The following is a 20,910-nucleotide window of genomic DNA, read 5'->3' on the forward strand; positions in this document are numbered from 1 at the left end:
GATCCGTACCGGCCTTCGCCGCGTGGGTGTCCGGGCGGGTCAGCCCTCCGCCGGGACCGGGGCGTGCAGGGAGACGGGGCCGGCGGCCGCCTCCGGGACCTTCTCCAGGGCCACCGTGGCCGCCGCCCGCCGCTCCGGCAGCAGGTCGAGGACGGCCTGCCGGTCGGTGTCGCCGACGGCGTCGTCGTACGGGTCGGGCGTGGCCGGCACCTGGACGCGGAGGACCGGGCCGGTGCCGAGGCGGGCGTAGCCGCGGCCCGGCGGGACCTGCGGGGTCGGCGTGGTGTGCGGCGCGGCGCCGAGCACCGCGGTGATCTGCTCGGAGGAGGCGGGGCCGAGCACCACGCGGGCGCGGGTGTGCGCGCGTACCCCCTCGTGGAGCGCGTCGGCCGTGTCGAACTGCTCCGCCACCACCACCGTCACCTGGGCCGCCCGGCCGTGCCGCAGCGGCACCTGGAGCAGCTCCTGGGGGTCGGGACGGCCCTCGGCGGCGGCCAGGTGTCCGAGCGCGCCGGGGCGGTCGAGCAGGATCCACAGCGGGCGGCGGGTGTCCGCCGGGGCCGGCCGGCCGGCCTGCCGGGCGCGGTTGGCGGAGATCAGCCGCCGCTCGGTCTCGTGGGAGGCCCACTCCAGGCTCTCCAGGGCACCGGACAGCTCGCTCTCGACGCCGAGGACGCCGTCGCGGCCGACCAGGCAGGCGTACTCGCCGGCACCCGCCCCGTCCACGACCAGCACGTCGCCGTGGGCGAGGGCCTGGAGCGCGAGGGAGCGCAGCAGGGAGGTCGTGCCGCTGCCGGGCTGGCCGACGGCGAGCAGGTGCGGCTCGGTGGAGCGGGGGCCGGTGCGCCAGACGACGGCCGGGGCGTCCTCGGAGCCGTCCGCCGAGACGACCGGGACGGTCCGCTGCACGGCGTCGGCGTCGGTGAAGCCGAGCACGGTCTCGCCCGGAGCGGTGACGAACCGCTGGGCGGCGATGGTGGTCGGGAGGGCGGGCAGCACGTGCATGACGAGCCGGTTGCCCTCCTCGTCCCAGTCGAAGAGGTACTCGCGGCCGCGCCCCGACTTGGCGTGGAGCAGCTGCTCGATCCGGGCGCGGGAGGTGGCCTCGCCGTCCGTGAAGTACGGCGGGTAGGAGATCCGCAGCCGCGTCAGGCGGCCGCTGTCGTCGAAGGCGTGGTCGCCGAAGGCCCGGCTCCAGTCGCCGCCGTGGGCGAAGAGCGGGTCGGGGTCCTCGGGGACGGAGAAGTACGGGACCAGGGCCTCGTAGAGACCCTTGAGCCGGGCCACCTCCGCCTCGTCGGGGCCGGTCTTCACGACCGGTTTCTCACGCCCCTTCCACGCGGCGGCGCCCATGAGCGTGACGAGCGCGAGGAGCGGCCCGTACGGCACGAGGGCGACGACCAGGACGCAGGCCGCGACCAGGAACAGCGTGGGACCGCGCCGTTCCTTGGGGGTCGCGGCCCACTTGGCGCGCGCGGTCGCGGCCAGCTTCCGCAGACCACGGGAGACCGTGATCAGCGGGTGGAGCACGTCGGTGGCGCTGTCGGCGGCCGACCGCGCGATCTCTCGGCCGCGCGCGAGCTGCGCGCCGCCGTTGCTCAGAATGCGGGGGAGTGGTCGCCGGGACACGTCGTACTCCTGGAAGGGTGGAAGGGGGTGAGTGGCGTCAGAACTTGATTCCGCCCAGCAGGCCGGCCAGGCTCTGGCCGCCCGCGGTGATGCTCGGTGCGATGGCGGTGCCCGCCAGATAGAAGCCGAAGAGCGCGCAGACGAGGGCGTGCGAGGCCTTGAGGCCGTCCTTCTTGAAGAACAGGAAGCAGATGATGCCGAGCAGGACCACGCCTGAGATGGACAGGATCATTGGGTGTTCTCCTGGTTGAGGGGACAGTCACGAGGAGTCCTTCCAGGTTCACGGCAAGTATCTATGTGACTAAAGGTGCATTCGGGTGAATAGCGGGTGTTTTCACTTGACCGGCGGACGGTGATGGCCGTCCCGGGTGGCGAAACCGCCGAAGTGGGGTAGGGGGGTCCCGAGGGGCGCCGGTCACGGGTGGGGGACGCCGTGATCCTTGCCTCGGCCGGACGCGGTCATGTCACCGCGCGGGCAGTACCCTGTCGATTCACTCGTACGGCCGCGCTTGCCGTGCGCAGGTCAAGGGCAGGCGGTACCGGGCGGCACGCGCGCGGTACGCAGGCGGAGCACGGAAGGCGGTTGTGAAGATGAGCGAGACCCCGGACCCCGAGGTCGTCGAGCTGGCGTCGAAGGTCTTCGACCTGGCGCGCACCGGCGACGCCGCGGCCCTCGCCGCCTACGTCGACGCGGGCGTCCCCGCGAACCTCACCAACGACCGGGGCGACTCCCTCGTCATGCTCGCCGCGTACCACGGCCACGCCGCCGCGGTCACCGCCCTCCTGGAGCGCGGCGCCGACGCCGACCGCGCCAACGACCGCGGCCAGACCCCGCTCGCCGGAGCCGTCTTCAAGGGCGAGGACGCCGTGATCCGCGCCCTCCTCGCCGGCGGCGCGAATCCGGAGTCCGGCACTCCGTCCGCCGTGGACACCGCCCGCATGTTCGGGAAGACCGAACTCCTGGAGCTCTTCACCACCCGGTGAACGAGGCCTGAACCCCAGGTGGGAACGGTGCCGTAAATGTGGTCGCGGCCGTGGAGACGGTCGGTCATCATGACGACAAGCCCGGCCGTCCGACCGGGCCACGGACGAGAGGCAGAGGAAGATGAGCAGCGCGCACAAGCGACGTACGACGGACGGCCCGACATGTTGTCCCACGGCCTACTAGGGCGGGCTCCGCGCGGACGGGCCCAGCGCCCGACCCGGCTCACCCCGGTCCACCCCGTCGTGACGACAGCTTGATGTGAGGCGTCTTCCCATGTTCGAACCAGCCATAGCGCCGAGCGGCACCCTGCTCGGCCTGCTGCAGAGGGGCCGCGGCGACGGCACCCTGCACGCCCTCGCCGCGCCACGCGCCGAGGCCCTCGCGGCCCTCGACCACTGCGTGCTCGCCGACCCGCGCCACGACTGGCGGGTCGAGAACCGCTCCCTCTACTACGCCCGGCTCTACCTCGACCTCCACGGAGGCCTGGAGACCATCGAGGCGCACCTCTTCGCGCCCGAGGACCACCTCGACACCGAGGAGCACCGCACCGGGCTCGCCCTCGCCGTCCTCGGCCACCTGGCCTCCTACGGCCGGCACGACGCCCTGCTCCTCCTCCGGCGTTACGCGGCCACCGGCGCCAACTGGAGCTGGGCCCTCGACGAGCTCGCCCTCCGCGACGACGACGCAGGACTGCGCTCGCTCGCCGAGCCCGTCCTCGCCCGCTTCCCCCAGGACGAGGCCGGCGACACCGAACTCGCCGGCACCGTCCGCGACGCCTTCGAGCCCCGACCCTGGCGGCTGTGGGCCGAGGACCAGCGCGACGCCGTCGGTGCCCGGGTCCGCGCCGCCCAGGAACACGGCTCCTTCGACCGCTGGCAGCGGCAGCTGCGCCCCACCGGGCCCCGCCCCGGCTGGAGCGTCCGCGCCGTCCTCGACTGGGCCCAGGAGGGGTACGAGCGCGGCGCCGACCTCGCCGGACCCGCGGCCCGCTGCCTGGCCGCCGTGGCCGGACCCGAGGACCGCCCCGAGCTGCTGGCCGCCGGCCGCGGCGGCGCCCCCGGCGCGCGTGCCGCCGCCCTGCACCACCTGGCCGCCACCCGGGACCCCGCGGTCCTCGACCTCGTCGAGGCCGCGGCCGACGGCGTCCACCCGCTGGACGCCCCGGCCCCCGGCTCCGTCCACGGCGATCCCTACGGCGACGTGCCCGGAGCCGTCGACCGCGACGCGCTGGCCGCCGCGCGGGCCGCCGTCTCCGCCTACCTGCGCATGTGCGGCGAGGACGCGGTCGCCCGCGCCCGTGCCTGGATCCACCGCACCGACCCGCTCGGCGCCGCCGCCGGGGAGACCCTCGCCGCGCGCGGCGAGGAGCGGGACGCCGGGCTCGTCCTCGGCGCCCTCCGCACCGCCATCCGCGCCGGAGGCCCCGACACGGCCGCCCTCGGCGTCCTCGTCGACGGCGTCGGCCGCCTCGGCATCGCCTGCGCGGCGCCCGTGCTGCGCCACGTCTACCGGGAGACGGCCTCCTCCCAGCTGCGCGGCCGCACGGCCCGCGCGCTCGCGGCCACCGACCCCTCCTTCGCCAGCGGCTTCGCCGTCGAGTGCCTCTGGGACTGCGAGGAGACCACCCGCGAGATCGCGGCCCAGCACGCGGAGACGGCCGACGCGCGCGTGGCCGAGCGATTGCGCCGCCTCGCCGCCGACCCGGCCGAGGAGGTCGAGGTCCAGACGGCGGTCCGCAACCGCATCGGCCCGGACCTCCAGGTCTGAGTCGACCCCGCCACGCCCCGCCCGGGGCGGCGCGGCCCCCGGCGGCACCCCGCCGAGCGTGGCCCCGCCCCGGGACCGGCCGGACACCCCGGCCCGCGGCACGGCGGCCGGAAGCCCTCGTCCGCCCGGCCCGGGCGGCACCCGGCGCGTAAGGCCTTCGTCCGCCCGGCCCGAGCGGCCCGGACGCCGGGTGCCGGAGCGGTGCCGTGCGGGCCGGGCGGGAAAAGCTCACGGGACGTTCCCCCGGCGTCCAGATCCACGTCGGCGGGGAAACGTCGAGCGCGACGAGAACACCCGTATGCGTGTCGTCATCGTCACCGAATCCTTTCCCCCCGACGTCAACGGTGTGGCGCACTGCGCCCTGCAGACCGCGCGCCACCTCGTCCGCAGGGGCCACCAGCCCCTCGTCATCGCCCCGGCCGTCCCCGACCCCGCCGCCGACGCCGACGCGCCGTGCCCCGTGGTCCGCGTCCCCTCCCTGCCCCTGCCCGGCTACGCCCAGGTACGGGTCGCCCTCCCCAGCCGCCGCGTCGCCGCCGCCATCGCCGCCCACCGCGCCGACCTCGTCCACCTGGCCGGCCCCTTCGTCCTCGGCGTCCGCGCCATGGCCGCCGCCACCCGACTCCGGGTGCCCACCGTGGCCGTGTACCAGACCGACCTCGCCGGCTACGCCCGCACCTACGTCGGCACCGGCGAGGGCACCGCCTGGCGCCGGCTCCGCGCCGTCCACGGCGCCGCCGACCGCACCCTCGCCCCCTCCAGGGCCGCCCTCCGCGACCTGGAGGCCCATGGCATCGAGCGGATACGGATCTGGGGCCGGGGCGTCGACACCACCCGCTTCCGGCCCGACCACCGCGACCCCGAGCTGCGCCGGGCCCTCGCCCCCGACGGCGAACTCCTCGTCGGGTACGTCGGCCGGCTCGCCCCCGAGAAGCGCGTGGAGCTCCTCGCCGCCACGGACGGGCTGCCCGGCGTCCGGCTCGTCGTCGTCGGCGACGGACCCAGCGGCGCCGGCCTGCGCGCACGCCTCCCGAACGCCCGCTTCCTCGGCCGCCGCACCGGCGCCGACCTCGCCCGGATCTTCGCCTCGCTCGACGTCTTCGCCCACACCGGCCCGTACGAGACCTTCTGCCAGACGGTCCAGGAGGCCATGGCCAGCGGACTGCCGGTGATCGCCCCGGCCGCCGGCGGCCCCCTCGACCTCGTCGCCCACCGCCGCACCGGCCTCCTGGTGCCCCCGGGGGACCCCCTCGCCCTCCGCGAGGCCGTCACCGCCCTCGCCGCCGCGCCCGCCCTGCGCGCCGCCTACGGCCGGGCGGGGCGCGCCGAGGTGGAGGGACGCACCTGGGAGGCCCTCGGCGACGAACTCGTCGGCCACTACCTGGAGGTCCTGCGGGAGCGGACGGCGGTGGCCGCGTGAACGGGCGGACCCACGCGACGGCCGCCCCCGCGCGGGCGCGCGCGTACCCCGCCTCGTACGGCCGCGACGGGCTGCGGATCGTGCGGCTCGCGAACTTCGTCACCCCCACCTCGGGCGGGCTGCGGACCGCGCTCGACCGGCTCGGCCGGGGGTACCGCGCGGCGGGGCACGAGCCCGTCCTGCTCGTCCCCGGCGCCACGGCCTCCGACGAACCGGCCGAACAGGGCCGGGTGATCACCCTGCCGGGGCCCGAACTCCCGGGCACCGGCGGCTACCGGGTCCTCGCCGACCGGCGCCGGCTCGCCGAGCTCCTCGACCGGCTCGCCCCGGACCGGATCGAGGTGTCCGACCGCACCAGCCTGCGCTGGACCGGGGAGTGGGCCCGGCGTGCCCGCGTTCCGTCCGTGATGGTCTCCCACGAGACCGCCGACGGCGTCCTGCGCGCCTGGGGGCTCCCCGGGCCGCTCGCCGCCCGCGCGGCGGACCGGCTCAACCGCCGCACCGCCTGGGCGTACGGCCGGATCGTGTGCACCACGGCCTGGGCGGAGGACGAGTTCGTCCGTCTCGGCGCCCGCAACGTCGTACGCGCTCCGCTCGGCGTCGACCTGGAGCACTGCCGGCCCGGCCGCCGCGACCCCGCCGTGCGGGCCCGGTACGCGGAGGGCGCCGAGGTCCTGCTGGTGCTCTGCTCCCGCCTCTCCGTGGAGAAACGGCCCTCCACGGCGGTGGAGGCGCTCGCCGGTCTGCTCGACGCCGGCGTGCCGGCCCGACTGGTGGTCGCGGGCGACGGGCCGCTGCGGTACGGACTGGAGCGGCGGGCCCGGGAGCGCGGCCTGCCGGTGCGTTTCCTCGGCCACGTGGCCGACCGGGACGAGCTCGCCGACCTCCAGGCCGCCGCCGACCTCTGCCTGGCCCCCGGCCCCGCCGAGACCTTCGGGCTCTCCGCCCTGGAGGCCCTGGCCTGCGGCACGCCCGCAGTCGTCAGCGCCTCCTCCGCCCTCCCGGAGGTCGTCGGCACGGCCGGTGCCGCGGCCGCCGACGCCCCCGCCGCCTTCGCCGCCGCGGCCCGGAGCCTGCTCGCCCTGCCCGAGGCCGGGCGCCGGGCCGCCGCACGCGCGCGTGCGGAGCGCTTCTCCTGGGACCGTTCGGTCGCCGCCTTCCTCCGGGCCCACGAGGCCGCCGACGCCCCCGTCCGGACGTCCGGCCTCCGGCTCCCGTCCGCCCCGCCTCCGGCGGTCCCGGTTCCCGGACCGCCGCCCACGCCCCGGCAGGAGGTCGGCGGATGAGACCGGTCGAGGAGACCCACGTCATGGCCCGGGAGGTCCGCGTCCCGGCCCGGGACCCCGGCCCGCCCGGTTCCGCCGCCGTCCCCGAGGAGGCCGCGCCGGTGCGGTTCGTCGTGCTCGGGGACTCGTTCAGCGAGGGGGTCGGGGACCGGGCGGACGGGGTATGGCGGGGGTGGGCGGAGCTGCTGGCCGGCGGTCTCGCCGGACCGGGACAGCGGGTCGAGTACGTGAACCTCGCCGTCAGCGGCGCGCTCGGCGCGGACGTCGCCGAGAAGCAGGCGCCGTGCGCGACGGCCCTCCGACCGCACCTCGCCTCCGTCGTGGTGGGCGTCAACGACACCCTGCGGCACACCTTCGACATCAAGCTGTTCGCCCGCCGCCTCGACCGGGTCCTCGCGGCGCTCGACGCGTCCGGAGCCGTACTCCTGACGGCCTGTCTCCCCGACCCCGGGCGGATGCTCGGCCTGCCCGGGCCGCTGGCCCGGCCCCTCGCCCGGCGCGGGCGGTCCGTGAACGCGGTGGTGCACGCGCTGTCCGCCCGGCACGGTGCCGTCCACCTCCATCTCGCCGACCCGGCCTGGACCGACGACAGGACGCTGTGGAGCGCCGACCGGCTCCACCCCGGCGAGCGCGGCCACCGCGCGGTCGCCGGGGCCTTCCACCGGCTCCTGACGGAGCGGGGGCTCGCCCGGGGGCCCGCGCCCGCCCCGGAGGCGTCCGAGCCGCCGCCCAGCCGCGCCGAGACCGCCCTCTGGCTCGCCACCGCGGGCACCGGCTGGGTGCTGCGCCGCAGCCGGGACCTGCTGCCGCAGCTGCTGCTGCTCGCCGGGGAGGAGCTCGTCCACGGCGTCCACGGCGTCCATGGAGGGCACGACGGGCACGACGGGCACGACGGCGGCGGACCGCTCGACGCGCGCGCCGGGGCCGCCCTCGCCGAGGTCCTCGCGGCGACAATGGGGGAATGAGCGGGCGCTGGGAGTTCTGGATCGACCGGGGCGGCACCTTCACCGACGTCGTGGGGCGGAGGCCCGACGGGCGCCTCGTGACCCGCAAGGTCCTCTCCCACGACCCGGCCCGCCGGCAGGACGCCGCCGTGGCCGGGATCCGGCTCCTCATGGGCCTCGCCCCGGACGAACCCGTCCCCGCCGACCAGGTCGCCGTCGTCAAGATGGGCACCACCGTCGCCACCAACGCCCTCCTGGAGCGGCGCGGCGAACCGACCCTGCTGCTCATCACCGAGGGCTTCCGCGACGCCCTGCGGATCGCCTACCAGAACCGGCCCCGGCTCTTCGACCGGCACATCGTGCTCCCCGAGGCCGTGTACGCGCGCGTGGCCGAGGTCCCGGAGCGGGTGGACGCCCACGGCACGGTCGTCCGCCCCCTCGACGAGCCCGCCGTCGCCGCGGCGCTCGCCGACGCCCACCGCGAGGGCCTGCGCTCCGCCGCCGTCGTCCTCATGCACGGCTACCGCCACCCGGAGCACGAACAGCGCGTCGCGGCCGCCGCCAGGGCCGCCGGTTTCACCCAGGTCAGCTGCTCGCACGAGGTCAGCCCGCTGATCAAACTGATCCCGCGCGGCGACACCACCGTCGTCGACGCCTACCTCTCACCGGTGCTGCGCCGCTACGTCGACGAGGTCGCCGCCGAACTCGCCGGGATCCGCCTGATGTTCATGCAGTCCAACGGCGGGCTGCGGGAGGCCGCCCACTTCCGGGGCAAGGACGCCGTCCTCTCCGGCCCGGCGGGCGGCGTCGTCGGCATGGCCCGCACCTCCGCCCAGGCCGGGCACGACCGCGTCATCGGCTTCGACATGGGCGGCACGTCCACGGACGTGTCGCACTACGCCGGCGCTTTCGAGCGTGAACTCGGTTCACAGGTCGCCGGGGTGCGGATGCGGGCACCCATGATGAGCATCCACACCGTCGCCGCCGGCGGCGGCTCCGTCCTCCACTACGACGGGCGCCGCTACCGCGTCGGACCCGACTCGGCCGGCGCCGTCCCCGGCCCCGCCTGCTACCGGCGCGGCGGCCCGCTCACCGTCACCGATGCCCAGGTGATGCTCGGCCGGATCCAGCCCGACCACTTCCCGGCCGTCTTCGGCCCGGACGGCGACCGGCCCCTGGACGCCGAGGCCGTCCGCGAGCGGTTCACGGCCCTCGCCGAGGAGGTCGGCGGCGGCCGAACCCCCGAGGAGGTCGCCGCCGGCTTCCTGCGGATCGCCGTCCTCGACATGGCCAACGCCGTCAAGAAGATCTCCGTCCAGCGCGGCCACGACGTCACCCGCTACGCCCTCACCTGCTTCGGCGGCGCCGGCGGCCAGCACGCCTGCGCCGTCGCCGACGCCCTCGGCGTCGACACCGTCCTCGTCCCCCCGCTCGCCGGCGTCCTCTCCGCCTACGGCATCGGGCTCGCCGACGCCACCGCGCTGCGCGAGCGGTCCGTCGAGGCCCCGCTCGACGCACCCGGCACCCACGCGCGCGTGGCGGACGTCGCGGCCGAACTCGCCGACCGCACCCGGGCGGAGCTCCGCGCCGACGGCCTCCCCGACACCGCGATCACCACCCACGCGCGCGTACTGCTCCGGTACGCCGGCACCGACGCGAGCCTCCCGGTGGACCTCGGTCCCGACGACGCCATGGCCGCCGCCTTCACCGCGGACCACCGCGCCCGCTACGCCTTCACCATGGACAAGCCGCTCGTCGTGGAGGCCGTCACCGTAGAGGCCGTCGGCACCGCGGGGCCCCACGGCCCCGTCCACGTCCCCGCCGGCGCCCGCACCGGTCCGCTCGTCCCCCGCGCCACCGTCCGCACCCACGACGGCGCCACCGCCTCCGACACCCCGCTCCACCGCCGCGAGGACCTGCGCCCCGGGGACACCGTCGACGGGCCCGCGATCCTCGCCGAGGACGACGCCACCACCGTCGTCGACCCCGGCTGGCGCGCGACCGCCGGACCCTCCGGCCACCTCCTGCTCACCCGGGCCGCCCCGCGACCCGCCCGCACCGCCGCCGGCACCGACGTCGACCCGGTCCTCCTGGAGGTCTTCCACAACCTCTTCATGGCCATCGCCGAACAGATGGGCGTCCGCCTGGAGAACACCGCCCACTCCGTCAACATCAAGGAACGGCTCGACTTCTCCTGCGCCCTCTTCGACGCCGACGGCAACCTCGTCGCCAACGCCCCCCACATCCCCGTCCACCTCGGCTCCATGGGCGAGTCCATCAAGGAGGTCCTGCGCCGCCGGGCCGGCGACCTGCGCCCCGGCGACGTCTACGCCGTCAACGACCCCTACCACGGCGGCACCCACCTGCCCGACGTCACCGTCGTCACCCCCGTCTTCGACGACGCGGGGCACGAGCTCCGCTTCCTCGTCGCCTCCCGGGGCCACCACGCCGAGATCGGCGGCATCACCCCCGGCTCCATGCCCGCCTTCAGCCGCACCATCGACGAGGAGGGCGTCCGCTTCGACAACTGGCTCCTCGTCCGCGGCGGGAGGCTCCGCGAGGCCGAGACCCGCGCCCTGCTCACCGGCGCCCCCCACCCCTCCCGCGACCCCGACACCAACCTCGCCGACCTGCGCGCCCAGATCGCCGCCAACGAGAAGGGCATCGAGGAACTCCGCAAGGCCGTGGCGGAGTTCGGCCTCGACGCCGTCCGGGCCTACATGGGCCACGTACGGGCCAACGCCGAGGAGTCCGTGCGCAGGATCATCGCCCGCCTGGAGGACGGCGCCCACCGGTACGAGACCGACTCCGGCGCCGTGATCCGCGTCGCCGTCCGCGTCGACCGCGAACGGCGCTCCGCCGTCCTGGACTTCACCGGCACCTCACCCCAGCTCCCCGGCAACGCCAACGCCCCCACCGCCGTGGTCATGGCCGCCGTCCTGTACGTCTTCCGCACCCTCGTCGACGAGTCCATCCCGCTCAACAGCGGCTGCCTGGAGCCCCTGGAGATCCGCGTCCCGCCCGGCTCCATGCTCGCCCCCGCCCCCCCGGCCGCCACCGTCGCCGGGAACGTCGAGACCTCCCAGGCCGTCACCGGCGCCCTCTACGCCGCCCTCGGCGTCCAGGCCGAGGGCTCCGGCACCATGAACAACCTCACCTTCGGAGACGACCGCGTCCAGTACTACGAGACCCTCGCCAGCGGCTCCGGCGCGGGCGACGGCTTCGACGGCGCCGACGCCGTCCAGACCCACATGACCAACTCCCGCCTCACCGACCCCGAGATCCTGGAGTGGCGCCATCCCGTCCGCCTCGACGCCTTCGCCGTGCGCGAGGGCAGCGGCGGCCGGGGCCGGTGGCACGGCGGCGCCGGGGTGGAGCGACGGCTGCGGTTCCTGGCGCCGATGACGGTCGCCCTGCTCACCGGACACCGGCGGGTGGCCCCGTACGGCATGGCGGGCGGCGCTCCGGGCGCGCTCGGCGAGAACCTCGTGGAGCGCGCCGACGGCAGCGTGGAGCACCTCGGCGGCGCGGCGACCACCGAGGTCGGCCCCGGCGACGTGCTGGTCGTACGCACCCCCGGCGGCGGGGGCTACGGCACGCCGCCGGACGACGACGCGGCGCCCGGCGGCCCTACGGGGCCGTGACGAAGCGGACCGGCGTCCCCGGCACGGCCTGGGCGGCCGCCCCCAGGTCCGCCTCCCGCACCACCGCCACCACCGGATAGCCGCCGGTCGTCGGATGGTCGGCGAGGAAGACCACGGGCCGTCCGTCGGGCGGCACCTGCACCGCCCCCAGGACCATGCCCTCGCTGGGCAGCTCCCCGGGGCGGGCCCGCGCCAGGGAAGGCCCGTCGAGCCGCAGCCCGATCCGGTTGCTCGCCGGGGACACCAGGTACGCGCGCGTGGTGAGGTCCCGGAGCGTGGCGGCGGTGAACCAGTCGTCGCGGGGCCCGAGCCGGACCCGCAGGACGAGTTCGTCCGGCGGGCCCGGCCAGGGGGGAGCGTCGACCGACCCCCGTACGGCCGTGGCCGCCCCCAGCGGCAGCACCGCCCCGTCGGCCAGCGGTGCCGGGCCCAGCCCGGACAGCAGGTCGGTGGAGCGGCTGCCGAGCACCGGATCGACGGCGATACCGCCGCCGAACGCCACGTACGAGCGCAGCCCGCGCACCGCCGGGCCGACCTCAAGGAGCGCGCCGGCCGGGACCCGTGCCGCCGTGCCCCAGGGCAGCGGCCGGCCGTCCGCCAGGACCGGGCAGGGCGCGCCGCCCACGACGACGGTCACCGCGCTCCGGGGCCGCAGCGCGCAGCCGTTGACGGTGGTCTCCAGGACGGCGGCGCCCTCGTCGTTGCCGACCAGCCGGTTCGCCAGCCGGGCGGCGGCCGGGTCGAGGGCACCGGACCGGGGCACGCCCAGGTGCGCGAAGCCCGGCCGCCCCAGGTCCTGCACGGTGGTCAGGGCGCCGGCCCTGACCACGGCGACGGCACGGTCGTTCATCGGCCGGCCCCCGCCCCGGACCGGACGTCCGAGGGGACGAACCGCACGCGCGTGCCGGGGGAGAGCAGCGCCGCCGGCTCCCGCCCGGTGTCCCACAGGACCACGTCCGTCGTCCCGATCAGCTGCCAGCCACCCGGCGAGGAGCGCGGGTACACCCCCGTGTACGGCCCCGCCAGCGCCACCGCGCCGGCCGGCACCGCCGTCCGGGGCGTCGCCCGGCGCGGCACCTCGTACCCCGCGCCGAGCCCCGTCAGATAGCCGAAGCCGGGCGCGAAACCGCAGAACGCGACCCGGAACTCGGCCGACGAGTGGATCCGTACCGCCTCGGCGGACGACACCCCCCACCGGGCGGCCACCTCCGCCAGGTCCGGCCCGTCGTACCGGACCGGGACCTCCACGACCTCGCCCACGCGCGCGTGCCCCGGCCGGAGCTCCCAGCCGGGCAGCTCGGCCGCGAGCCGCGCCGGCTCGGCCACCCCGTCGAGCAGCACCGTCCGCGCCGCCGGGACGACCTCCCGTACGTCGGGCAGCGCCCCGGCCGCCCGGCGCCGCAGCAGCTCCGCGTGGAAGGCCTCGGCGGCCGTCCCGTCGGCCAGTTCGACCAGGAGGGCGTGCTCGCCCACCCGCAGCACCCTCACGCGAAGGCCCCCACGGTGACCCCGGCCGACTCCAGGCCCGCCCGGACCCGCCGGGCCAGCTCCACCGCGCCCGGGGTGTCCCCGTGCAGACAGAGCGAACGCGCCCGCACGACCACGGCCGTCCCGCAGTGCGCGGTGACCGTGCCCGCGCGGACCAGCGCCACCGACCGCTCGACCACCGCGTCCGGATCGTGCACGACGGCCCCCTCCTGCCCCCGTGGCAGCAGGGAACCGTCGGCCCGGTAGGCGCGGTCGCCGAAGGCCTCGGCGACCACCGGCAGCCCCGCCCGCTCCGCCGCCTCGTGCAGCCGCGAACCGGGCAGCCCGAGGACGGGCAGCGCGCCGCCCGCGAGCAGCACCCCGTCGACGACGGCCGCCGCCTGCTCCGCGTCCCGCACCACCCGGTTGTAGAGCGCCCCGTGCGGTTTCACGTACGCCACCCGGGAACCGGCCGCGCGGGCGAAGACCTCCAGGGCACCGATCTGGTACGCCACCTCGGCGGCCAGCTCCGCCGGCGGCACGTCCATCGCGCGCCGCCCGAAACCGGCCAGGTCCCGGTAGGACACCTGGGCCCCGATCCGTACCCCCCGCTCGGCGGCGAGCTCGCACACCCGCCGCATGGTGACCGCGTCCCCCGCGTGGAAGCCGCAGGCCACGTTGGCGCTGGTGACGACGGAGAGCAGCCGCTCGTCGTCGGTCAGCGTCCAGCGGCCGAAGCCCTCCCCGAGATCGGCGTTCAGGTCGATCGAGACCCCGCTCATGATGGTGCTGTTCCTTTCATCGGTGCTGTGGTGCCGTGGTGCTGTGGAGCCGTGGTGCTCTGGTGCTGTCCCGCCGTGGCGGTACGCGCGCGTGCGGAGGTGTTCTGCTCAGAAGGCGATCCGGTACTCCTCGTCCCGGACGTCGGTGACGAACATCCGCCCCGGCGCGTGGGTGATCGCGAACGGTGGGCGCGAGGCCGTCACGGCGGCCTGCGGGGTGACCCCGCAGGCCCAGAAGACCGGCACGTCCCCCGGCTCCGCCACCACCGGGTCCCCGAAGTCCGGCCGGTCCAGGTCGCGGATCCCGAGCGCCGCCGGATCGCCCGCGTGCACGGGCGCCCCGTGGACCGCCGGCAGCAGCCCGCTGATCCGCCGCGCCACCGGCACGAGCCGCGCCGGGACCGGCCGCATCGACACCACCATCGGCCCGTGCAGCCGCCCCGCCGGGCGGCAGGCCCGGTCCGTCACGTACATCGACACGTTCCGGCCCTGTGCGACGTGGCGCAGCGGCACGCCCGCCGCGGCGAGCGCCCCCTCGAAGGTGAAGCTGCACCCGATGAGGAAGGAGACCAGGTCGTCCCGCCAGTACGGCGTGGCGTCCGCCGGTTCCGCCGCCAGCCGTCCGTCCTCCCACACCCGGTAGCCCGGGACGTCGGTGCGCAGGTCCGCGCCGGGCGCCAGCCGGGTCGTCCAGGAGCCGGCGTCGGTGACGTCGAGGACCGGACACGGCTTGGGGTTGCGGGTGCAGAAGAGGAGGACGTCGTAGGCCCAGTCGGCGGGCACCGCGACGAGGTTGGCCTGGGCGTGGCCGGGCGCCCAGCCGGCCGTGGGGCCCGCCGTCCCGGCCCGCGCACGCGCGCGTGCCTCGCGCGGACCCGGGACGGCCGTCCGCGGCTCCGGGACCGCCGCCCACGGCTCCGGGACCGCTGTCCGGCGGCCGGGGACGGCCGTCCCCGGCAGGTCGGCGCCGTTCACCCGAGCTCCTTCCCGCGCGTCTCCGGCAGGCCGAGCAGCGCGAGGACCGCGATCCCGTACCCCACCGCGCCGAAGACCAGCGCGCCGCCGACGCCCCAGCTCCCGGAGAGGAAGCCGACCAGGGTGGGGAAGACCGCTCCGATCGCGCGGCCGGTGTTGTACGTGAGCCCCTGGCCGGTGCCCCGCACCGGCGTCGGGTACAGCTCGGCGAGGAAGGAGCCGAAGCCGCTGAAGATGGCCGACATGCAGAAGCCGAGCGGGAAGCCGAGCACCAGGAGGAGGGTGTTCGAGCCCGCCGGGATCTGGGTGTACGCGAGTACCGACGCCGCCGACAGGACGGCGAAGAGCGCGATGTTCCGCTTGCGGCCGAGCCGGTCCGTCAGATGGCCCCCCGTCAGGTAGCCGATGAAGGCGCCGGAGATCAGCAGCGTCAGATAGCCGCCGGTGCCGACGACGGTCAGCCCGCGCTCGGTCTTGAGGAAGGTCGGCACCCAGGTGGCGAGCGTGTAGTAGCCGCCCTGCACGCCCGTGGAGAGCAGGATCGCGAAGAGCGTGGTGCGCAGCAGGTCGGGCCGGAACACCGCCCGCAGGGAACCCCGCTCCGGGCTCGCCACGCGCGCGGCGGCGGCCTGGGGGGCGTCCTCGACGTGCCGCCGCACCCAGAGGACGAGCAGCGCGGGCAGGGCGCCGGTCCAGAACAGGATCCGCCAGGCCTGGTCCGCGTCGAAGAACTGGAAGACCAGGGTGTAGACGACGACGGCGAGCGCCCAGCCGGCCGCCCACGCCGACTGCACGGCGCCGAGCGTACGGCCCCGGTGCTTGGCGGAGGCGTACTCGGCGACGAGGATCGCCCCGACCGCCCACTCGCCGCCGAAGCCGAGGCCCTGGAGCGCGCGGAAGACCAGCAGGGTCTCGTAGTTCGGCGCGAAACCGCAGAGCACGGTGAAGAGCGCGTAGGTGATCACCGTGATCATGAGGGCCTTGACGCGGCCCACCCGGTCCGCGAGGACGCCGGCGAGCGCGCCGCCGACCGCGGAGACCACCAGGGTCACCGTGGTGAGCAGTCCGGTCTGGCCCTTGTCGAGGCCGAAGGAGGCGGCGATCGCCACCATCGACAGGGGGAGGGTGAAGAAGTCGTAGGAGTCGAGGGCGTAGCCGCCGAAAGCGCCGCCGAAGGCGCGCCGTCCGCGCGGGCCGAGGGCGCGCAGCCAGCCGAAGGCGCCCGACGTGTCGGGCCGGTCGTCCTCGGAGTGCTGCCGGGTCTGTGTCGTGCTCATCTGCACCTCGCAGTCGGGGAGGCGTGCCTGAGAGACGTACGTGAGGCCGTGCGGGCTTGCGGGGACGTGCGGAGCTTGCGGGGCGTGCGGAGCTTGTGGAGGCGTGCGGGGCGTGCGGGATCCGCCGGGGCCGGTGCGTACCGGAGGGTGTCCCGGCGGTGACCCGGTGCGGTGGCGTCACCGTAGGGGATTGTTCAACGATCCGACAAGAGGGATGTTGTCCCGGATCCGTTTCTGCGATTGACTCGGCGGCCGGACGACGACGGGGCCGACCGCCCCGGCAGGAAGGGGGACCGTGGACGCGAGCGGCACCGGGGCGACCGGGACGACCGGGGGACTGGCGGACGACCGTGCGCTGCTCGGGCGCACCAGCACGGCGGAACGGGTCGCGGACATCCTGCGCACCCGCATCGCCGAGGGTTTCTTCCCGCCCGGCACCCGGCTCTCCGAGGAGAGCATCGGCGGCGCCCTCGGGGTGTCCCGCAACACCCTGCGCGAGGCCTTCCGGCTCCTCACCCACGAACGGCTCCTCGTCCACGAGCTGAACCGCGGGGTCTTCGTCCGCGTCCTCGCCGTGGACGACGTCGAGGACATCTACCGCACCCGCCGGCTCGTCGAATGCGCCGTCGTACGGAGCCTCGGCGAACCGCCCTTCCCGGTGGCCGGCCTCGCCGCCGCCGTCGCCGAGGGCGAGGCCGCCGCGCGGACCGGCGACTGGCGCGAGGTCTCCACCGCCAACATCCACTTCCACCGCGAACTCGTCGCCCTCGCCGGCAGCGCCCGCACCGACGAGCTCATGCGCGGTGTCCTCGCCGAACTCCGGCTCGCCTTCCACGTGGTGGACGACCCCCGGGCCCTCCACGAGCCCTACCTCGTCCGGAACAAGGAGATCCTGGAGGCCCTGCGGGCGGGGGACCGGGCCGTCGCCGAACGCCTCCTGGCCCGCTACCTCGACGACTCCATCGGCCGCGTGGCGGCCGCGTACGCCAGGGCCGTGGACGAACCGGCCGAGGCGTAGCGGGACGGGGCGAAGGAACGGGCGACCGGACGGGAGAGGACGAGGAGGGTACCGCCCCGGGCGGGGCGGGGGCGGTGGTTTCTGCGCCGTTTCGACCCATGTCAGTGCGAGGACCTACTCTGTGCACCGTGACTTCGCCTGCCTCGACGGACCTCGCTCCGCCCCAGCTCAGCGCGGGGCCGCGCCCCGCGCAGGGGCCGGCCGCCGACGAAGGGCTCGCGCGGCGCCTGCGCGCGCTCGCCTGCACGGCACCGCTGCACGACCTCGACGCGCGCAAGGCCAACCTCGCGGGCGAGTACACGGTCTACGCGATGGCCGAGGTCGCCCTCGCCGCGATCGACCTCGTCACCCTCCACATGGACTTCGACACCGGCGCCGACCACGACCAGGTCGTCGCCCGGCTGCTGCCCCGCGTCGCCGCCCAGGCCCCGGGCCGCCCCGCCGCCGAGCACGAGCGCGTGGCCCGCTGGGTGCTGGAGAACCTGATCAACGTCGGCAGCGTCGACCGCGGCTTCCGCGCCGTCTACGGCACCTTCGGCACCGACGGCGTGTACGTCCGCCGGGACTACGACTTCAAGCTCATCGAGGAGGTCCCGGGGTACGGCGGCACGGTCTGCCTCCGGACCACCGACGAGGCCGTCAACGTGCTGGTCGGCGCCCTCGACACCGACGTCACCAGCGCCCAGATCGCCGCCGAGGTGAAGCTGGAGGTCCTCATCAGCCGGGGCCGCCTCGCCGACGCCCAGCTCGCCGCCGAACAGGCCCGCTACCGCACCGTCCAGTACGCCGAGACCCTCCGCAGGACCCTGGAGGCCACCCGGCGGAACGTGCGGGCGGTGGACTGGCTCAACAGCGTCCCCGACATGATCGCCGAGGCGCTCGACCACGTCGCCGACCGCTACCGCCACGAGAACGCGATCCTCACCAACATCCGCAAGGCCCGTGACGAGGCCGAGGACCCCGAGCACAAGCGCCGGGCCGCGGAGCTGGTCGACATCGTCAAGGATTGCATCCGCCGCCACACCCAGCTCCAGTCCCGGCTCCTGGAGGCCGGCCCGCTCTTCCGCGCCGAGCAGGACCGCCAGTCCTTCGCCGCCCCCACCCGGTACACCGGGCTGGACCTGTACGGGCAGCTCGTCGCGCCCGTGCTGCCGCTCCCCGTCGAGCGGGCCACCCGGGTCACCGACGCCTTCTTCGCGCGCGGCACCGGCCTGCGGACCCCCGCCTCGGTGCGCCTCGGCGACCTCGTGGACCTGCTGCTCACCCCGCCCGTCGAGCGCGAGCACCTCGGCGCGGAGATGCCCGAGCCCGACCTGATCGCCACCCCCGACGACTCCCGCTTCAGCGAGCGCCAGCTCGCGGACGCGCTCGCCCTGCTGGACCTGGAGCACGACGCCCCGCGCAGGCTCTCGGGGCTGCTCGCCGACGCCCGCGCCACCGGCGGCGAGGACCTCGCCTATCTGGTGGCCCTGCTCGCCGTCCACGCGGCCAGCCCGCCGGTCGGCACCGCCTACCGCCAGGGCGAGGAGCGCCTGCTCTTCGCCGTCGACGACGGCACCCCGCTCGACGACCCCGGCTTCGGCGGCGCGGACCTCATCGTCGGCACGGCGCTCCTCGACGCCGTCGGCATGGCAGCCGACCGCTCGGAGGCGACGTGACGCACGTCTCCGACCCCACCCCGCCCGCGCCCGACACCGGCCGATCCCCCCGGCGGCCCCGCCTCCTCGCACGCGCCACCCGCGCGTGGCTCCCGAAGCCGACCGCGCCGGAGACCCCGGTGACCGAGGCGGAGCCGACGCCGTCCGTACCCGTGGCGGCCCCGGCGGCCCCCGTGGAGCCCGCCCCGCAGCCTGCGGAGCCGCTCGTGAGCGCGAACGCGACCGAGCCGGCGGCATCCGTCGCGGCGGAGGCACCCGTCGAGGCGGCAGCGACCGTCACGGAGCCGACGGCACCCCCGGCCGACCTCGTCGAGCCCGCCACCGCCCCGACGGACCCGACCGCCCTGGCAGACCTGACGGCCCCGACCACCCTGACGGACCCGACCGCCTTGGCAGACCCGACCGCCCCGGCCGAGCCCACCGAGCGGCCCGAAGCCCTCGCCAAGCCCGCTCAGGCCGCCCCGGCCTCCCCGACGAACCGGAGCGAGCTCATAGAGCCCGCCGAGCCCATCCAGCCCGCCGAGCTCACAGAGCCCGCCACGCCTGCCGCGCCTGCCGAGGCCACCGCGCCCGCCGAGGCTGCCGCGCCCGCCGAGCGCCGCGAAACGGACGCGCGCACCGGCCCCGCCGCCCTCGCCTCGTCCCTCGGCCCCCGCCTCCTGCCCCCCTTCGTGGACGCGCCTTCCGCGCCCACCACCCCTCGTGCCCCGACGCCCGTGCCCGCGCCGACCCCGGGAACCGGCTCCGCCCCCGGCACCGAGGCCACCCCGGGGACCGACGCCACCCCCGGGACCGAGGCCACACCCGGCACCCGTCCCCGCTTCGCCGTCGTCTCGCTGCCCGAGGCGCCCCGGGGCGCCGCCCGGCGCCGGGACCTGCCGAGCGTGCGCGCCGTGCGGCTCACGGGCCCGGGGGAGCCGCCTCCCCCGGCGAGCGGGCCCGCCGTGCCGCCCGCCGCCGTCACCCCCGTGCCACTGCCCCTGCCGAGGGCCGCCGGCACCACCGCCGTACCGAACGAGAGCCGCACCGAGGAGCCCCAGCCGTGAGCGACAACGCCGTCCAGCACCCCGAGTACACCGAGTACGCGGACGCGTGGAGCGAGCAGGAGTCCCCCCGGCCCCCGGCCTCCACACCCGCCTCCACGACCGCTTCCGTGCCCGCCGCCGTCACCCCCGCCGACGCCGCCGACGCCGCGCGGCTCGTCTCCTTCGGGCTCCAGCCCAAGCTGCTCCCCGCCCGGGACGCCGAGTACGCCGAGCTGCTCCGCCGCTACCAGGAGGACCCGGCCTTCGCGCGGCTCGCCGACGCCGTCGCGACCGGCCTCGGCCTGATCGTCCTGGAGGTCTCCCCGCGCGCCGGCATGGCCGTCACCGCCGGCGAGGACTCCGTCTTCGCCGTCCGCATGGGCGACTACGCCCGCCGCGCCAACACCGACTCCGCCGACCGCTTCCTGCACGGCCTGGCCCACCTCGCCGTCGCCGCGATGGCCTTCCCGCGCCCCGAGGACCTCGCCGACGACGCGTACATCGGCCGCCTCACCGTCAACGGCGTCGACTCCTTCGTCCGCCAGGCCTGTCTGCGGCTGGAGGAGCGCGCCGAGGAGCAGGGCGAGAACACCGACCCCGCCACCGACGCCCCCGGCCTGGAGGCCGCCTGGCGTGTCTGGTCCCGCCGCTCCACCACCGGTGCCACCAAGGACGCCCGCCGCCTCGCGGGTTCCACCACCGGCATCGTCGCCAAGGCCGTCGCCTTCCTCACCGACTCCGGTTTCCTCCAGCGCACCGGCGACGAGAACGGCGGCTCCTACCGCACCACCGCCCGCTACCAGCTCCAGGTCCGCGACATGGCCGGTTCCGCCGCGCTGACCGAACTGCTGGACCTCGGGATCGTCCCCGTCAGCGACGGCACCGCCACCCTCGTCCCGCCGCCCGAGGGCGACGACCTGGACCTCGCCGCCGACGCGGGCCTCCCCTTCCACGCGTAACCCCGCCGCACCCGTCCCGCGACACCGCACCCGTCCCGCGACACCGCACCTGCACCGCACCCGTCCCGCACCAC

The 20,910-nt window shown here is 76.4% G+C and carries 17 protein-coding genes; 10 read left to right on the forward strand and 7 right to left on the reverse strand.

The features are described 5' to 3' along the window. Positions 1–39: 39 nt before the first annotated feature. Together ACFQ8C_RS26380 and ACFQ8C_RS26385 are read right to left on the reverse strand one after the other, a co-directional pair. Positions 40–1,629, reverse strand: coding sequence for a hypothetical protein (locus ACFQ8C_RS26380; RefSeq protein ID WP_383461935.1), 1,590 nt, complete (start codon positions 1,627–1,629; stop codon positions 40–42). 37 nt (positions 1,630–1,666) lie between these two features. Continuing rightward, positions 1,667–1,861 carry a hypothetical protein gene (locus ACFQ8C_RS26385; protein WP_030493667.1) on the reverse strand — a complete coding sequence of 65 codons (195 nt, stop codon included), beginning with the start codon at positions 1,859–1,861 and terminating at the stop codon, positions 1,667–1,669. A gap of 359 nt (positions 1,862–2,220) precedes the next feature. Here ACFQ8C_RS26385 and ACFQ8C_RS26390 point away from each other — a divergent pair, with 359 nt between their 5' ends. The 6 genes from ACFQ8C_RS26390 to ACFQ8C_RS26415 all read left to right on the forward strand — a co-directional run bounded on the left by ACFQ8C_RS26390 (position 2,221) and on the right by ACFQ8C_RS26415 (position 11,675). Continuing rightward, entirely contained in the window at positions 2,221–2,613 is a 393-nt protein-coding gene (locus tag ACFQ8C_RS26390) for an ankyrin repeat domain-containing protein (protein WP_383461937.1), read from the forward strand. A gap of 274 nt (positions 2,614–2,887) precedes the next feature. After that, positions 2,888–4,381 carry a HEAT repeat domain-containing protein gene (locus tag ACFQ8C_RS26395; protein ID WP_383461939.1) on the forward strand — a complete coding sequence of 498 codons (1,494 nt, stop codon included), beginning with the start codon at positions 2,888–2,890 and terminating at the stop codon, positions 4,379–4,381. 298 nt (positions 4,382–4,679) lie between these two features. Beyond that, positions 4,680–5,801 (forward strand): glycosyltransferase family 4 protein, encoded by a 1,122-nt coding sequence (locus ACFQ8C_RS26400; RefSeq protein ID WP_383461941.1) that lies wholly within the window; start codon positions 4,680–4,682, stop codon positions 5,799–5,801. A 71-nt stretch (positions 5,802–5,872) separates the two neighbouring features. Next, on the forward strand, positions 5,873–7,087 hold the full coding sequence (locus ACFQ8C_RS26405; protein ID WP_383461974.1) for a glycosyltransferase: 1,215 nt from the start codon (positions 5,873–5,875) through the stop codon (positions 7,085–7,087). After that, positions 7,084–8,052, forward strand: coding sequence for an SGNH/GDSL hydrolase family protein (locus tag ACFQ8C_RS26410; RefSeq protein ID WP_383461943.1), 969 nt, complete (start codon positions 7,084–7,086; stop codon positions 8,050–8,052). The genes ACFQ8C_RS26405 and ACFQ8C_RS26410 overlap by 4 nt, the downstream gene beginning before the upstream one ends. After that, complete coding sequence (locus ACFQ8C_RS26415) at positions 8,049–11,675, forward strand: hydantoinase B/oxoprolinase family protein (protein ID WP_383461944.1); 3,627 nt, start codon at positions 8,049–8,051, stop codon at positions 11,673–11,675. The genes ACFQ8C_RS26410 and ACFQ8C_RS26415 overlap by 4 nt, the downstream gene beginning before the upstream one ends. Here the strand turns inward: ACFQ8C_RS26415 and ACFQ8C_RS26420 are convergent. The 5 genes from ACFQ8C_RS26420 to ACFQ8C_RS26440 form a co-directional block, all read right to left on the reverse strand. Beyond that, the gene (locus ACFQ8C_RS26420) at positions 11,662–12,525 is read right to left on the reverse strand and encodes a biotin-dependent carboxyltransferase family protein (RefSeq protein WP_383461946.1); all 864 of its coding nucleotides are present in this window, start codon (positions 12,523–12,525) and stop codon (positions 11,662–11,664) included. The genes ACFQ8C_RS26415 and ACFQ8C_RS26420 overlap by 14 nt on opposite strands. Next, on the reverse strand, positions 12,522–13,148 hold the full coding sequence (locus ACFQ8C_RS26425; RefSeq protein ID WP_383461948.1) for an allophanate hydrolase subunit 1: 627 nt from the start codon (positions 13,146–13,148) through the stop codon (positions 12,522–12,524). Before ACFQ8C_RS26425 ends, ACFQ8C_RS26420 begins: the two co-directional genes overlap by 4 nt. A gap of 11 nt (positions 13,149–13,159) precedes the next feature. Beyond that, entirely contained in the window at positions 13,160–13,924 is a 765-nt protein-coding gene (locus ACFQ8C_RS26430; protein WP_383461950.1) for a LamB/YcsF family protein, read from the reverse strand. Positions 13,925–14,032: 108 nt separating this feature from the next. After that, positions 14,033–14,899, reverse strand: a complete 867-nt coding sequence (locus tag ACFQ8C_RS26435; RefSeq protein WP_383461952.1) for a putative hydro-lyase — start codon at positions 14,897–14,899, stop codon at positions 14,033–14,035. Then, a complete protein-coding gene (locus ACFQ8C_RS26440) occupies positions 14,896–16,176 on the reverse strand; it encodes an MFS transporter (RefSeq protein WP_383461954.1) in 1,281 nt (426 codons plus the stop codon). The genes ACFQ8C_RS26435 and ACFQ8C_RS26440 overlap by 4 nt, the downstream gene beginning before the upstream one ends. A gap of 295 nt (positions 16,177–16,471) precedes the next feature. On the opposite strand from ACFQ8C_RS26440, the gene ACFQ8C_RS26445 reads away from it, so the two are divergent. The 4 genes from ACFQ8C_RS26445 to ACFQ8C_RS26460 all read left to right on the forward strand — a co-directional run bounded on the left by ACFQ8C_RS26445 (position 16,472) and on the right by ACFQ8C_RS26460 (position 20,836). Beyond that, positions 16,472–17,194: a GntR family transcriptional regulator gene (locus ACFQ8C_RS26445; RefSeq protein ID WP_383461956.1), complete on the forward strand. Its 723-nt coding sequence runs from the start codon at positions 16,472–16,474 to the stop codon at positions 17,192–17,194. Positions 17,195–17,322: 128 nt separating this feature from the next. Next, positions 17,323–18,852, forward strand: coding sequence for a hypothetical protein (locus tag ACFQ8C_RS26450; RefSeq protein ID WP_383461958.1), 1,530 nt, complete (start codon positions 17,323–17,325; stop codon positions 18,850–18,852). After that, on the forward strand, positions 18,849–19,898 hold the full coding sequence (locus ACFQ8C_RS26455) for a hypothetical protein (RefSeq protein ID WP_383461960.1): 1,050 nt from the start codon (positions 18,849–18,851) through the stop codon (positions 19,896–19,898). Before ACFQ8C_RS26450 ends, ACFQ8C_RS26455 begins: the two co-directional genes overlap by 4 nt. Then, positions 19,895–20,836 (forward strand): hypothetical protein, encoded by a 942-nt coding sequence (locus ACFQ8C_RS26460; protein WP_383461962.1) that lies wholly within the window; start codon positions 19,895–19,897, stop codon positions 20,834–20,836. Before ACFQ8C_RS26455 ends, ACFQ8C_RS26460 begins: the two co-directional genes overlap by 4 nt. Positions 20,837–20,910: the final 74 nt, after the last annotated feature.

The organism is Streptomyces sp. NPDC056503, from assembly GCF_042794995.1.
Classification (GTDB): domain Bacteria; phylum Actinomycetota; class Actinomycetes; order Streptomycetales; family Streptomycetaceae; genus Streptomyces.